Origin of the sequence: Nocardia brevicatena NBRC 12119, from assembly GCF_000308495.1 — a bacterium.
Classification (GTDB): domain Bacteria; phylum Actinomycetota; class Actinomycetes; order Mycobacteriales; family Mycobacteriaceae; genus Nocardia; species Nocardia brevicatena.
This window is the reverse complement of record NZ_BAFU01000005.1, coordinates 1-13,699: the sequence shown is the minus strand read 5'-3', so window position 1 is coordinate 13,699 and position 13,699 is coordinate 1. Positions and strand designations below refer to the sequence as shown.

Annotated in this window: 10 protein-coding genes, 1 tRNA gene and 1 other RNA gene; 5 read left to right on the top strand and 7 right to left on the bottom strand. The window is 68.6% G+C overall.

Annotated features, from left to right (window positions below):
- Positions 1-113 precede the first annotated feature (113 nt).
- The 3 genes from ON20_RS01035 to ON20_RS01025 all read left to right on the top strand — a co-directional run bounded on the left by ON20_RS01035 (position 114) and on the right by ON20_RS01025 (position 3,879).
- On the top strand, positions 114-812 hold the full coding sequence (locus ON20_RS01035) for a hypothetical protein (RefSeq protein WP_245546926.1): 699 nt from the start codon (positions 114-116) through the stop codon (positions 810-812).
- A gap of 65 nt (positions 813-877) precedes the next feature.
- Positions 878-3,172: an MMPL family transporter gene (locus ON20_RS01030; protein WP_040832927.1), complete on the top strand. Its 2,295-nt coding sequence runs from the start codon at positions 878-880 to the stop codon at positions 3,170-3,172.
- Positions 3,169-3,879, top strand: coding sequence for a TetR/AcrR family transcriptional regulator (locus ON20_RS01025; RefSeq protein ID WP_051161357.1), 711 nt, complete (start codon positions 3,169-3,171; stop codon positions 3,877-3,879). Before ON20_RS01030 ends, ON20_RS01025 begins: the two co-directional genes overlap by 4 nt.
- Here ON20_RS01025 and ON20_RS01020 read toward each other — a convergent pair.
- Positions 3,851-4,762 (bottom strand): neutral zinc metallopeptidase, encoded by a 912-nt coding sequence (locus tag ON20_RS01020; RefSeq protein ID WP_040832926.1) that lies wholly within the window; start codon positions 4,760-4,762, stop codon positions 3,851-3,853. The genes ON20_RS01025 and ON20_RS01020 overlap by 29 nt on opposite strands.
- Positions 4,763-5,069: 307 nt before the next feature.
- Here ON20_RS01020 and ON20_RS01015 point away from each other — a divergent pair, with 307 nt between their 5' ends.
- On the top strand, positions 5,070-6,662 hold the full coding sequence (locus tag ON20_RS01015) for a DUF2207 domain-containing protein (RefSeq protein WP_040832925.1): 1,593 nt from the start codon (positions 5,070-5,072) through the stop codon (positions 6,660-6,662).
- A 205-nt stretch (positions 6,663-6,867) separates the two neighbouring features.
- On the opposite strand, the gene ON20_RS01010 is transcribed toward ON20_RS01015, so the two are convergent.
- Together ON20_RS01010 and ON20_RS01005 are read right to left on the bottom strand one after the other, a co-directional pair.
- The gene (locus ON20_RS01010; protein WP_040832924.1) at positions 6,868-8,151 is read right to left on the bottom strand and encodes an ROK family protein; all 1,284 of its coding nucleotides are present in this window, start codon (positions 8,149-8,151) and stop codon (positions 6,868-6,870) included.
- A gap of 320 nt (positions 8,152-8,471) precedes the next feature.
- Positions 8,472-9,041, bottom strand: a complete 570-nt coding sequence (locus ON20_RS01005; RefSeq protein WP_040832923.1) for an HhH-GPD-type base excision DNA repair protein — start codon at positions 9,039-9,041, stop codon at positions 8,472-8,474.
- 234 nt (positions 9,042-9,275) lie between these two features.
- On the opposite strand from ON20_RS01005, the gene ON20_RS01000 reads away from it, so the two are divergent.
- Entirely contained in the window at positions 9,276-10,082 is an 807-nt protein-coding gene (locus ON20_RS01000; protein WP_040832922.1) for a methyltransferase domain-containing protein, read from the top strand.
- A 58-nt stretch (positions 10,083-10,140) separates the two neighbouring features.
- Here ON20_RS01000 and ON20_RS00995 read toward each other — a convergent pair whose 3' ends face one another.
- From ON20_RS00995 to ON20_RS00985, 4 genes are all read right to left on the bottom strand, one after another.
- Positions 10,141-11,430, bottom strand: a complete 1,290-nt coding sequence (locus tag ON20_RS00995; RefSeq protein WP_040832921.1) for an aspartate aminotransferase type Ic — start codon at positions 11,428-11,430, stop codon at positions 10,141-10,143.
- Between the two features lie 128 nt (positions 11,431-11,558).
- Positions 11,559-11,653: signal recognition particle sRNA small type (gene ffs / locus ON20_RS33875), an RNA gene on the bottom strand.
- 231 nt (positions 11,654-11,884) lie between these two features.
- Positions 11,885-11,970 (bottom strand) — tRNA-Ser (locus tag ON20_RS00990).
- 163 nt (positions 11,971-12,133) lie between these two features.
- Entirely contained in the window at positions 12,134-13,597 is a 1,464-nt protein-coding gene (locus ON20_RS00985; RefSeq protein ID WP_040832920.1) for a WS/DGAT domain-containing protein, read from the bottom strand.
- Between the last annotated feature and the right edge of the window lie 102 nt (positions 13,598-13,699).

The window sequence follows — 13,699 nt, the reverse complement described above, 5'->3', positions numbered from 1 at the left end:
CCTGGCTCTCCGGTACCGATTTCGCCGGCGACCCTACCGCGGTCGGCCTGCTCAGCCGCGCGATTCGCCCGAGCGGATCCGATACCTACCGCGAGCCCCTGCCGATATCGGCCGTGACCGATCCCATCACGTCGGCAACCGTCCTGGAACTGCTCGAACGCGGCCAGGTCCCCACCATGGCCGCGGTCCGCTCACTGACCACGCAGAACGAGATGCGCCGCGAGACCGAGCGGATCGAACGCCTCGGTAAATTGGCCCAGCGCAGTATCGACGATTTCGGCCGGACGATCGCCCGTATCGCCGATGACCACTGGATCACGTACGGCACCGGCCCGACCCGCCGCGATGTCCTCTGCAGCGAACCGGTGATGGCGCTGATCCGCGGCCGAATCGGCGATATCCCGCCCGGCTCGGTGAAGCACCTCTGGCTGATCGAACGCGCACAGCGCGCGGGCTGGATCGCCTACAACGAACATCCGAGATCGCTGTGCGCCGGCCGCCGCTACCATGCCGCGCGGCACGGCCGGCGGGTATCGCGACGGCCCGCCAATGCGGTCGGAGCGCTGGTGGCGCGCTATCTCGCCGACTGTCTCGCCGCCGAGGGCACCCCGCCGACCTGGTCGGTGATGGCCTACGAACTGCGCGACGATCTGAACCGGCCCCTCTTCCATGACACCGCCGACGCGTGCACCCAGCGGCAATGGCTGACCACGGCGGGGTGGGTCACCCTGCATGACCAGCTGCCCTTCCCCGGCCCGCGGGGCAGGCGGGCACTGGCCCGACTCGAGCGCGGCCGCACTCCGCAGTCCTGACTCCCCTTCCCCTCGAAGGATAACGGCGTTACGCTAACGCCACTATCCTACCGAGGGGCCCGGGAATGCTGATCCGAATCGCACAACTGTCCACCCGATTCCCGCGCACGGTGCTGATGGTCACGGTCGTCATCGCGCTGCTGTGTGGTGTTTTCGGTGCCACCGCCCCCGCCCATCTGAAACCCGGTGGATTCGTCTCCGAGAACGCCGAATCCACCCGAGCGGCACGGTTACTCGCGGACAATTTCGACGGCGCCGTCCCCAACTACATCCTCCTGGTCGACTCGCCGGACGGGATGGACACCCCCGCGGCCCGCGCCCGCGGACTACAGATCGTCGAGACCCTGCGCACCCGCGAGGACGTCTCGGGCGTGCAGTCGTACTGGACCGCACAACCGATGGTCGCCGCCGCCCTCCGCAGCACCGACGGTAAGAGCGCCCTGATCGCGGCGTACCTCGGCGGTGACGAGACGCGGATTCAGCAGAGCGCGGGCGAGATCACCGACCAGGTAACCGGCACCCGGGACGGGGTCACCGTCCGCCAGGGCGGTATCGCGGCGGTCTACCACGACGTCAACGAGCAGATCACCCATGATCTGGCCGTCGCCGAAATGGCCGCGATCCCATTGACGCTGATCGTGTTGGTGCTGGTGTTCGGCAGCCTGATCGCCGCCGCACTACCGCTGCTGCTCGGGCTGTTCGCCATCGCGGCGACCCTGGCGATCCTGCGGGTCTTCACGATGTTCACCGATGTCTCGGTCTTCGCCATGAACCTGACCACCGCACTGGGTCTGGCATTGGCCATCGACTACAGCCTGTTCATCGTCAGCCGCTACCGCGAAGAACTCGCCGCCGGCCTGGACCCGACGGCCGCCACCATCCGGGCGGTGCAGACCGCGGGCCGCACCGTGCTGTACTCGGCCGTGACGGTGGCGCTGTCGCTGGCGGTCATGGCGATATTCGACCTGTACTTTCTGAAGTCCTTCGCCTACTCCGGTGTCGCGGTGGTCGCCGCCGCGGCAGCCGCGGCCATCGCCGCGCTGCCCGCCGCCCTGGTCCTGCTCGGGCACCGGGTCAACAGTCTCGACCTGCGCGCACCCATCCTGCGGCTCTTCGGACGCACCCCCACCACACCGGGCGTCATGATCCCCGAGCAGACCCTCTGGTACCGCACCGTGGTGCGGGTCATGCGCCACGCGGTCCCCGTCTCGGTGGTGATCGTGGCACTGCTGCTGGTGCTCGGGTCGCCGTTCCTGTCGGCGAAATTCGGCTACCCCGACGACCGGGTGTTGCCGACCGATTCCGCCGCACGCCAGGTCGGCGACGAACTACGCGAGGAATTCCCGCGGGCGAATTCCGGCGACTACACCACCGTCATCCTCGACCGCTTCTACGACCAGCAGGCCGTCGGCGCCTACGCCACCCGCCTGTCCGAGGTCGCGGATGTCACCGCGGTCCTGTCCGGTGCCGGGGTGTATATCTCCGGCAAGCGGCTCGCCCCGGCCCCGCCCGGTATGGTCAACGACACCGGTACCTATCTGACCGTGGCCAGTCCGCTCGACCCCTTCTCCCCCGCCGGCTCCCGGCAACTGGACGAGCTGCGCGCGATACCCACCCCCGCCCCCGCACTGTTCGGCGGAGCGCCGGCGATCAATGTCGATTCCCTGGACTCCCTCGCCGCGCGCCTGCCCCTGGCCGGGCTGCTGATCGCACTCACCACCTTCGCGGTGCTGTTCCTGTTCACCGGAAGCCTGATACTGCCGCTGAAGGCGCTCATCCTGAACACCCTCTCGCTGACAGCGGCCTTCGGGGCAATGGTGTGGATCTTCCAGGACGGACATCTGGCCGATCTGATCGGTTTCACCCCGGTCGGCTATCTGGTGCCGACCATGCCGATTCTCATGTTCTGCCTGGCGTTCGGCCTGTCCATGGACTATGAAGTGTTCCTGCTGGCCCGAATCCGGGAAGAATGGCTGCACCGGCGCGCCGCACGAACCGGCCCCGAGCACGCGGACGAGGACAATACCCAGGCCGTTGCCGTCGGAGTGGCCCGCACCGGCCGGATCTTCACCGCCGCCGCAGTGCTGATGGCCATCGTAATCGGGGCGCTGACCACCTCCAGGGTCTCGTTCATCCAGCTCATGGGACTGGGCCTGACCCTGACCGTCCTGGTGGACGCCACCGTCATCCGCGCCCTGCTCGTCCCCGCTCTCATGCGGCTACTCGGTCCCGTCAACTGGTGGGCGCCGAAACCGTTGGCCCGCCTGCATGCCCGTATCGCCCTCACCGAGGAACCCGAGCCGGCACCGCAGCGTACGCCCGAGCCGGTGGGGTCGTCCGGACCCGGGGAGCGAATATGACCCGGTCCCGTCGACCTCGGTCACCGCGCGGCTCGGGCGAACGGTTACGCAGCGAAATCCTCGCCGCCGCAGCGGACCTGCTGCATCGAACCGGTAGCGCCGAATCGGTATCGATCCGTGAGATCGGCAGGATGGTCGGCGTCACCGCACCGTCCATCTACCGCCATTTCGCCGATAAGGACGCACTGATCGAGGCCGTTGTGGTCCAGGTCTTCGAAGACCTGGGTGCCGCCATGCACGCCGCCATCGACCCCGCGGACCCGCCCACCATCCGAATGCGCGAACTCGGCCTCACCTATATCCGCTTCGCCCTGGAACACCCCGAGCAATACCGAATCGCCACCGCACCGGCCGAAACAGAGGGAGCCGTCGATCTGGTGTTCACCAGCGGGCCCTTCCGGCATTTCTCGGCCACTGTGGAAGAGGCCATGGCCGAAGGGCTGATCGATCAGGGCGATCCGGTGCCGATCGTGCTGGAGTTGTGGGCCGCCGCCCACGGTATCGCCTCGCTGCTGCTCGCCAAACCGTACCTACCGTGGGGCGATCCGATGGTATTCGCCGCGCGGGCGCTCGACTCCGCCTGCGCCGGACACGTGGTCACCGAATTGATAGGCCGCGACGCGACACCCGCGCAGATGACCCAGTGGCTGATGGATCTGCGGACGGACAAACGCGGCCTCAGCCGACCTCACCCGCCGACGCGGTGAACGTATTGCACTGCGCCGCCCGGTTGTTGTCCGCCCCACGGCCGAACCATAGACCGCTGTTCTCCGGCGAACCGTGATCGCGCATATCACCGCTCTGGTCGCCACGCCCACCGGCGTCCTCGCGGGCCAGACCCAGCTGACCGGATGTCAGCGACCCGCCCTGCCCCGACGACGCCAGGTACATACCGTCGAAGCAGTTGGCCTGCAGTTCGACCCGACGCGACAGCTCCAGCCCCTGCGGAGTGCGGGGCCCGAGATCGATCCGGTCGCTGTTGACCTTGCGCAGAATCCCGGACAGGTTCTGTACGTGGTGGCCGTACTCATGGGCGAACACCGACAGGTACACGACCCAGTTGTCCCCGTACATATCGGTCTGCAACTGACTGATCGGCATATAGATGCTCTTGTTGGCCGGACAGTAGAACGCCGCGAAATTGCTGGTCGTCCCGGTACACGGGGTGGTGATACCGTCCGTGTCCTCCGTCACGTTCACCGTCGGCGCGGTGAACGGCAGCTCCGCCTGTTCCAACAGCGGCCGCCAGGCTTCTTCCAGGCATTTCGCGGCGCTACCGAAGAAGGCGCGCGCCGTCGACTCGTCGGTGCCCCACGGGGCGTAATCGCAGTCGGCGGGCAGCAGGGTGGTGTTCGGATCGGTGAGCAGCGGATTCCGCGCGGTCTCGGCGGGCCCGGAATCGCCGTTGTCATAGCTGTGCTCAGGTCGCGGACCGGCGCTGATATCCATCCCCACCGAGGTCAGCGCGACGCGCGCCAGGCCGAGCACCACGACCAACACCACCACCACGAACAGCGCGGTCGTTGCGCCCCCGCCACCGGAGCGACGCGGCGGCGGGCCCGGTCTGCGATAGGCCGCCGGCGGTGGCATCGGGGGTGCGGCTCGGGGCCGGTGGCCGGGAACCGGTCCCCGGCTGGGGTATCCGGGCGACGGCCCGTAGGACGGGCGAGGGAAGCCCTGTGGCGCTGCGTATCCGGGAGAGCCGGGAGCATACGGGGGACGGTGACCGGGTGGAACCGACGGCCGCTGCCCGTAGGGTGGACGTCGACTCCCCGAAAACGGCTGCCCACCTGGCGGAACCGGCCCATATCCGTACGGTGGTCGCGTCACTCCCCCACCCTTCCCGATCTTCTACAGCCCTGACGAAGATATAGCAGGCTGTTTAGAGTATCGAGTCATGCTCACTTTTCGGGGGGGCGCTGTAGCGCTGCTGCTCGTGATCGTCGGACTGCTCGCGACGGGCACACCGACCGCTTGGGCGCAGCCCACCGGCGTCGCCATTACTGTGGATATGAAGCTGAACCGCGAAGGTGTGCTCGAAGTCGACGAGAAGGTGACCGTCCCCGCGGGTGACCGGTTTCAGATGTCGCTGCCACTGCGGATCCGGCTCGACGAGCACTCCGAACGGCGTTTCCAGGTCACCGATATCGAATCATCCGGTGCGGGCACCGCACAGGTGGCCGACGACCTGTTCACCATCGAGGCGGGCCCCGGTGAATCGGCCTTCCGCTATTCGGTGCACAACACCGTCAACAACGCCGAGGGCAGTCAGGTCTTCCGGTGGATAGGCGCGCTGAACGCCGATATCGCGGAGATCCACGCCTCGCTCATCAGTCCCAGTTTCGAAATGGGCATAGTGGACTGCAAGCTCGGCCCACCCGGTAACGCGCGCCCCTGCGCCCATGTGCATATCGAGGCCGACGGCATGCTGTACCTGGACCAGACGAACCTGCGCAAGGGCGAAGCCGTCGACCTCACCCTGCAGATTCCGCCCGGCACCGTGCCTGCGAACGCCGATATCCAGTCCTCGGGCGGTTCGATCTTCACCCTCACCGGCCCGGCTCTCGTCGCGTTCGGCGTGCTGTTCCTGGCCATGGCCGCGCTGGCCGGCTATATCGTCCGGGCCCGGCGGCCGGCCGCGGCCGAGACCATCGAACCGCTGGTGCACGCGGACGGCCGGACCCAGTTCGCCTCCCCCGACGGCCTGCTGCCCGGCGAGGCCGGTGTGCTGTTGGAGGAGCACGCGGACCCCACCGATATCGCCGCCACCGTCGTCGATCTGGCGGTCCGCCGTTATATCTGGATCGACCCGGTCGACGATTCCGACTGGCGAATCACCCGGATCAACCCGCCCGACGACCAACTGCGTGGTTATGAGCGAGCCCTCTACGAGGCCCTCCTACCCGCCGGCACCGAGACGGTGGCCCTGTCCGAACTGCGCCGCCCCGGCCGGATGCAGGTGGAACCCCTGCGCGCGGCCATGTTCGCCGACGCGGTGAAGCGCGGTACCTTCTTCGACGCCACTCGGCGCAGGCTGCCGCTCTGGCTGGGCGGTGGACTGCTCGTCGTCGGCGTTGCTGCAACCATCGGGGCGGCGGTCGTGTCGGGACATGCGCTGGTGGGTGTCGCGATAGCCCTCGCCGGTCTCGGAGTGCTGATCGCGCAGCGCTTCCTGCCGCTGCGCACCGCCCACGGCCGGACGCTCACCGGCCAGGTCCACGCGCTGCGCCGCGGACTCGACGAGCTTCGTGCCGACCGGGTGCCGCCCGCCGACCGGGAGCTGGTCTTCTCCCGTGCCCTGCCCTACACCGTGGTGTGGGGCAGGGCCGATAACTGGGTCCGCGTCTTCCGCGACCTGGACCCCGCCGCGGACGAGGCTCCGGGCCTGTACTGGTTCGGCGGGTTCGATCAGGACCGCAACCTGCACCGCTTCGCCGGCCATTTCCCATATTTCATCACCGCTGTCGAATCCCTCTTCCCCGCGGCATGAGCGGTCCGTGTTCGATTGCGCCGCCAAAGGCGGCGCGGGTCGGGGCCCTCGTGACCCCGGGTCTTCCCTCCCTCCGCGACGCCGCCGACGCGACGCCGCTCCGGTCGGTCCAGACCCGGCCGGGCCCCGACTGTGGCGGAGTGCGACCGCGGAGGGCGGCCGCTCATGCCGAATCGACACAGCATGAGCGGCCGGCCGCCGTCCGTCAGGCGTGCACCCGGCGGACGGCGGCCGGCGGGTCCGCGTACAGCACACTCAGCGAGGTGACCACGGCGGCGAATTCCTGCACCTTCGACGCATAGCCGGTGACCCTGATATCGGTGGGTGGCAACACCGTCGCCTCGGAGAACGCGCGCGCCACGTGGGCGAGGCCGGGCCGGTACGCCGTGAAGGCCTGACCGCCGAGCAGCACCCGGTCGGGGTTGAACATATCCCGTACGAGCGCCACCGTGCGGCCGAGGATGGCGGCCCGTTCGGCCAGCAGTCCGCGCGCCGGTTCCGAACCGGCGACCGCGGCCCGGTAGAGATCGGCGATGGTGGTGCCCTGGCTGCCGTGGTGCGCCGGAATGATGCCGCGGCCCACCGCCTGCGCGTGCAGTGCCCGGTCGCCCACGGTCGCCTCCAAGCAACCGCGCCGGCCGCATGCGCAGGTGATATCGGAGCCGGTGGGCAGATGCGCGATCGAACCGGGGCCACTGCTCGGCGTGTGCACCCGACCGTCCAGGCTCACCGCCACGCCGGCGGTCTCCCGGAGATAGAAATACAGGCTGCTCCCGCGCGGCGCACCCACCCGGCCGGATTCATCACCGGCGGACGGGTCCGCCGGCGACAACAGCAGTTCGGCGGCGGCCATCGCCTCCACATGTGGCGCCACCGAGACCGGTAGCCCCAGGACATCACCGAATACCGCGCCGACCGGGGCCTCGTGCCAGCCGAGTTTCGGGTGGTCCACCACCCCAGTGCGGGTGTCGACCCGGCCACCAATCGCCACACCCACCCACAGTGGTGTCCGCTTGTGCCAGCGTTGTAGGAACGCCTTGGCGCTGCGGGCCACGGTGGTGACGGCGAATTCCTGCCCGGTCTGCGGGGTCGCGATGGACAGTCCCCCCAGGATCCGCCCGCGCAGATCGGCGACGACTATCTTGGTGGAGGCGGCGCCCACGTGGACGCCGAGGGTCAGATAGCGCTCGTGGTTCACCTCGAACGGCACCCGCGGCCGGCCCACCGCACCGGAGGCCGTCAGGTCCGGGCGTTCACGCAGCAGGCCCGTGGTGAGCAGGGCGGCGACCTGGCGGTTGACCGTCGCGGTGCTCAGACCGGTGGCGCGGGCGGCGATATCGCGGAAGGTGGGCCCGGTGAGGGCGGCACGCAGTACCGCCGCGGCGGGGTTGTCCGAGATCCGCAGTTCGGGCGCGACGACCGGACGCTGGGTGCGGGTACGGCGGGTGACGGCGGCGGTACCGGATCGGTCCAGGGTGGGGAGAGACATGGCTGCTGTTCCTTGCTGGGGTCCCGCCGAGCGGGACACATGCCTACGGGTGGGGCGATAAGGCAGCCGGCGGGTGAAAGACCCGCTCAGCCGCAGCAAGAGGAACAACACAATTCCCGCGTGGGCGGGAGCCGCAGGCCCAGCGCGGCGGTCACATATGTGACTCGCGGAGGGGTGGTGCGGCCGGTGTTCATAACAAATAAGTTAACACCGCCGCCACCGAGGCACCAAGGTTTTGCCGCACGCCGGCCCCGCTCTCGGATATTTCGGCAGTTCGAGACCGATAACGGCGGCCGCCGCCCTGGCCCGAACGGCTTCGATCAACCCTTCCCGGCGGCCTTGAGCTGCTTCTTGAACGCCCGAACCTCGAGCAGCGTCTCCGCGTCCACCACATCCGCGGCGGAACGCCGAGAACCGGGCTCGGCATAGGCACCCGCGGCGGCCTCCCAGCCGGTGGGCCGAACCCCGAGCTGCTTTCCGAGCATGGCCAGGAAGATACGGGCCTTCTGATCGCCGTACCCCGGAAGGTCCTTCAACCGGCGCAGTACTTCCTTCCCGTCCGGGTCGTCGGCGGTCCAGACGGCCTCGACATCGCCGTCGTACCGTTCGATCACGCAGCGGGCGAGATCTTGGATTCGGCGCGCCATGGCCCGGCCGTACCGGTGGATGGCGGGTGGGGTGGCGCACAGTTGTTCGAATTGCTCGGGATCGGCCTCGGCGATCTTGTGGATATCCAGCCCGCCCATCCGGTCGGCGATCTTCCAGGGGCCTCGAAACGCTTGTTCCAGCGGGTACTGCTGGTCCAGCAGCATCCCGATGAGCAACGCCAACGGACTCTTCGACAGCAGCTCGTCCGCCGCGGGCTCCTGGGCGAGACACAGTTCGGCCATACCACGCACCTCTCCTACTCCAGACACGTCTTACGACAATTCCACCCGGCCCGGGCGGGGCCATCCCGAACAGTACCCGGCCCACACCCGCTACCAGCGAGTTCATTACCGTTCGGTAGCGAACGCCCCGCGCGTTCCTGCCGCGCGACGGGTACGGTTGCCGCGTAGGCTCGGCGCATGCCACACACGGCGACAACTACTTCCGCACTCCGCACAGTGGATGGACACGGATCCATGGACAGTTTCGGGTTACGGCCCGACCGTTTCGATGCCGCGGGCCAGGACCAGTTGGTCGATGTCCGCGACCTACAGGCCGCGCTGCCCGGCCTGTCGCGCCTGCGAACCTGGGCGCACGAGGCGCTCGCCCTACGGCCCGGTGAAAGCGCTGTCGATATCGGCTCCGGTACCGGCTCGGAGGCGATCACCTTCGCCGAGGCGGTCGGCCCGAACGGCCGGGCGGTCGGGGTGGAACCCGATCCGCACCTGTTGACCGCCGCCGAGCGCAATGCCGCCGCCGCCGGATCACGGGCCACCTTCCACTCCGGTGATGCCTACGGCGTGCCGTTCGGCTCCGACACCTTCGACGCCGTCCTGTGTGAGCGCGTCTTCCAGCACCTCACCACCCCCATCCGGGCCGCCCGCGAGATCGCCCGGGTACTGCGCTCCGGCGGACGCGCGGTGGTAGTGGACTCCGACTGGGGCACCGCGATCGTGCACCCCGGTGACCGCCGAGTGGTGCGGGAGGTCATCGACACCCTGCTCATCAACACCACCAACCCGTTCTCCGGCCGCAGGCTGCCGGGCCTGCTGACCAAGGCCGGGCTCGTCGTCGACGAAGTCGGCTCGCATGCCCTGGTCCAGGATCGTTCGGTCGGGGCGGGCGCGCTGGTCAGCCGTATCTCGGCCATGGCCGTCGCCCGGCGGGTCATCACCGAGGCGCAGCGTACGGAACTGTTGAACGATCTGGCCGCCGGTGCCACGGTCGGTGATATCCACCTCTCGGTGACCATGTTCGCCGTCCTCGCCCACAAGCCCGCCTGAGCGAACGAGGGTGGTGCCGGTCCGAGAACCGACACCGCCCTCGTGGCCTGTCCTCCGCTTATTTACCGAGCATTTTCTCCGTCGCGGCGAGCAGAACGCAGGTCGCCAGCCCGTCCATCGCCTTCTCCAGTTCCGGCAGCGCGGGAAAGCTCGGGGCGATCCGGATGTTCTTGTCCTCCGGATCCTTCTTGTACGGGAAGGCCGACCCGGCCGCGGTGAGCGCGATACCCGCTTCCTTGGCCAGTTCGATCACCCGTGCCGCAGTGCCCTCCAGCACATCGAGGCTGATGAAATAGCCACCCTTCGGCTCGGTCCAGGACGCGACCTTGCCGGCACCCAGCCGCTCTTCCAGGACCTTCAGAACGAGCGCGAACTTCGGTTCCAGAATGGCGCGGTGCTTCTGCATATGCGCGCGCACCCCGGCAGCGTCGGTGAAGAACCGCAGGTGACGCAGCTGGTTGAGTTTGTCCGGGCCGATGCTCTTCTTACCCGCATGACGCAGATACCAGTCCAGGTTCTCGGTGGTGGCGCCGAAGAAGCTCACCCCCGCCCCCGCGAAGGTGATCTTCGAGGTGGAGGCGAAGACCAGGGGACGGTGGGGGTGCCCGGCAGCGGCGGCCATACCGAGCACATCCAGCACCGGGGCGGCGGTATCGGTCAGCGGGTGCACCGCGTAGGCGTTGTCCCAGAACAGACGGAAGTCGGGAGCCGCGGCGGGCATCGAAACCAATTCGCGCACAACGTCTTCGGAGAAGACCACACCGGTCGGATTGGAGTAGTTCGGCACCGCCCACAGGCCCTTGATCTGCGGATCGTCGGCGAGCAGCGCGGCGATGGCGGCGGTATCGGGGCCGTCCTGCAGCATCGGGACGGGAATCATCTCGAATCCGAGCGATTCGGTAATCGCGAAATGCCGGTCGTAGCCGGGGCTGGGGCAGAGGAACTTCACCGTCGGCTCGTCCGCCCAGCGGCGCGGTGAATCCACCGTGCCGTGCAGGGTCGCGTAGACGATGATGTCGTGCATCAGTTCGAGACTGGCATTGTTGCCCGCGATCAGGTTCGACACCGGGATACCGAGCAGTTCGCCGAAGATGGCGCGTAGTTCCGGGAGCCCCTGCAGACCCCCGTAGTTGCGGCAATCGGTGCCGGTGCCGTCGCGGTAGTCGCCGTCGCCGGGCAGGGAGAGCAGGGCGGCGGAAAGGTCGAGTTGTTCCGGCGAGGGTTTACCCCTGGTCAGATCCAGCGTGAGCTTCTCGGTGTGGAGCCTCGCATAGTTCGCGGTCTGGAGTTCGTGTTCGGACACGAGCTCCTCGTGGCTCATCAAGCCGATCTGCGTTTGCCGGGGCATCCTGGACAGCCTTTCCAAGCAGCGTGGGGTTGGTCGATTTCGGGGAGGCCGATCGGACGCCGGCCCCTGGACCACGTTACCCGGGTGGTTGCCGAGAAACGGCGACAAATGGAATCGGCAGATGAAAAAGAAGGGGACCCCGCGCACCCGGCAGAGCCCGTTGACCCTTGCTGCCTTCCGGCCCTGGGGGAGTTCACAGGATGCGCGCCGCGCGGGATCCGCCAGCCAGTGTAGCGGCTGTGTCCACCCTCCGTTATCGGGGGCCGCGTCGACGCCCGGAGTGCCTCGAGATCCTTCCGGTCGCGGAGGGATCGCCCCGCATAAGGGCATCACCGACGGGGTATGCCGCGACCAGGCGCAGCAGGTGTTGTCCGGGCTTCGGAAGGGTACCGGCCGGGAAAGAAGAAAATCCGCCGGTAGCGACCGAAAATCGGACCTACCGGCGGATTCGCCGCGGAGGATGCGGGATTCGAACCCGCGAGGGCTGTTAACCCAACCCGCGTTCCAGGCGAGCGCCATAGGCCACTAGGCGAATCCTCCGCCGAGCAGCATACCGTCCACGTCACCCAGACGTAAAAACGGCCGGTCCCGCCCGGCGGACCCCGCCATTTCGGGGTCACGGCGGGAGAGAAGCCGCCACCGGGGATATCGGCGATCACGACCACGGTCCGTCCCGGACCCGACCGGGCCGAGGAGACGGGCCCTACGGCCCCGGGGAACCGGGGGACATCCGATGCGCTGCGACGACCTCTCCCAGCGCCGAGCGCAGCCGTTCGGTGTAGACGTCGATATCCGGAACAGCGGCCGGGTCGGCGTGCACCGAGAAGGTCACGGTTCCGCCGAGACCGTGCAGCCCGTGGGTCAGGTGCATCACGGACCCGAGCGCGGGAAAACCGGCGGTGAACCGAACGGGAGCCCCGCCGAAGGTGAGATCGGCGGGACCGCGGTCGACACTCGACAGCACGGTGTGGCCGGCCACGGTGCCCGGTATGGTCTCGATCGGAAACCGCTGCACGTCCCGGCGGTGCACGAGGGCGGGCACCGCCGCGGTCACGGCGTCCTGGACGGCCAGAAGCGGGTGAACGGCCCGCGAGCGCCGTGCGGCGAGCACCTCGGCTATGGCGGCGGCCCGCCGCCGCAGGTCGGACTCGCCGGCGCACAAGTCCACGCCGAGACTGCGATAGTTGTTGCGCACCCCCGCCACTTCGGGCAGCGCCATCGGCACCTGCGCCCCCAGCCGGCGCACGCTCTCGCCACGAGAGGCCAGGTACCGCTCCACCGCGAGGGACACCGCGGTCAACGCCACCACCGTGATGCTGTGCCCCGATACCCGGAAGTCCTCGACCGGGCGGACGATCACCCGAACCGTATGCCCGGTGACCTGTTCGGGCCCGTTCAGCGGCCCCGGTGGATAGCCGGGAGCGGGCCCGGGCAGGCGGCCTTCCGAGGTCAGCCGGGCCAGTTCCCGTTGTGCGCGGTGAGCTCGCACACCACGGCCCAGCGTTCGCACGATATCGGTCGGCATGCGGGCCGCCGCGTACCCGGCCGGGAATCGGGAGGCCACCGCCCGCACCGCCCGACCCGGCCATCTCGCGACGCCACGCTCCCTGTCCGGCACCGCCGTTTCCGCACCCGGCGCCCGCCCCCCGATACGCGGTACCGCGATGTTCCGGTCCGTCCCACTCCGCTCGGTCTCCCCGGAACCGGTGAACAGCCCCCGTGCCAGCCGAGCGGCACCCCGACCATCGGCGAGGGCATGTGATGTCTGCAGCACCACCACGGTCGAGAACGGATCGCCGGTGGGCGCCTCGCGGATACCGCGGAAGACGTGCAGGCGCCAAGGGCGATACACGGGATCGACACCGGTGTGCAGCAGCTCCCCGAGTGCCCGCAGCAGCCGTGACCACCCCCACCCCTGCGAAGCGTGGTCCACGAATTGGTCGGACGCCGGTACACAGGGAACCCACCTCGGATACGACAGGCCGGTGGGATCCTCGCGCAACCGCACCCGCAGTTCCGGAATCGCGGCGCACCGGTCGACGATCGCCCGCCGCAGTTCAGGGGTACCGCATTCGGATTCGGCGAAGCAGTACAGCAGGAACTGGTCGTTGCGGATACGGCGCGACAGCCAGTACATGGTCGCGTCCTGCGGCGCCAACGAGCTCATCCGCTCGACCCTACGGCTGCTGTCGCCGGGGGCCGAGCGCTACGCTCTGTAGTAGAGTCCAATCCACGCTGTACTTCGGACAAAGCCGCCGCATTCACCAAG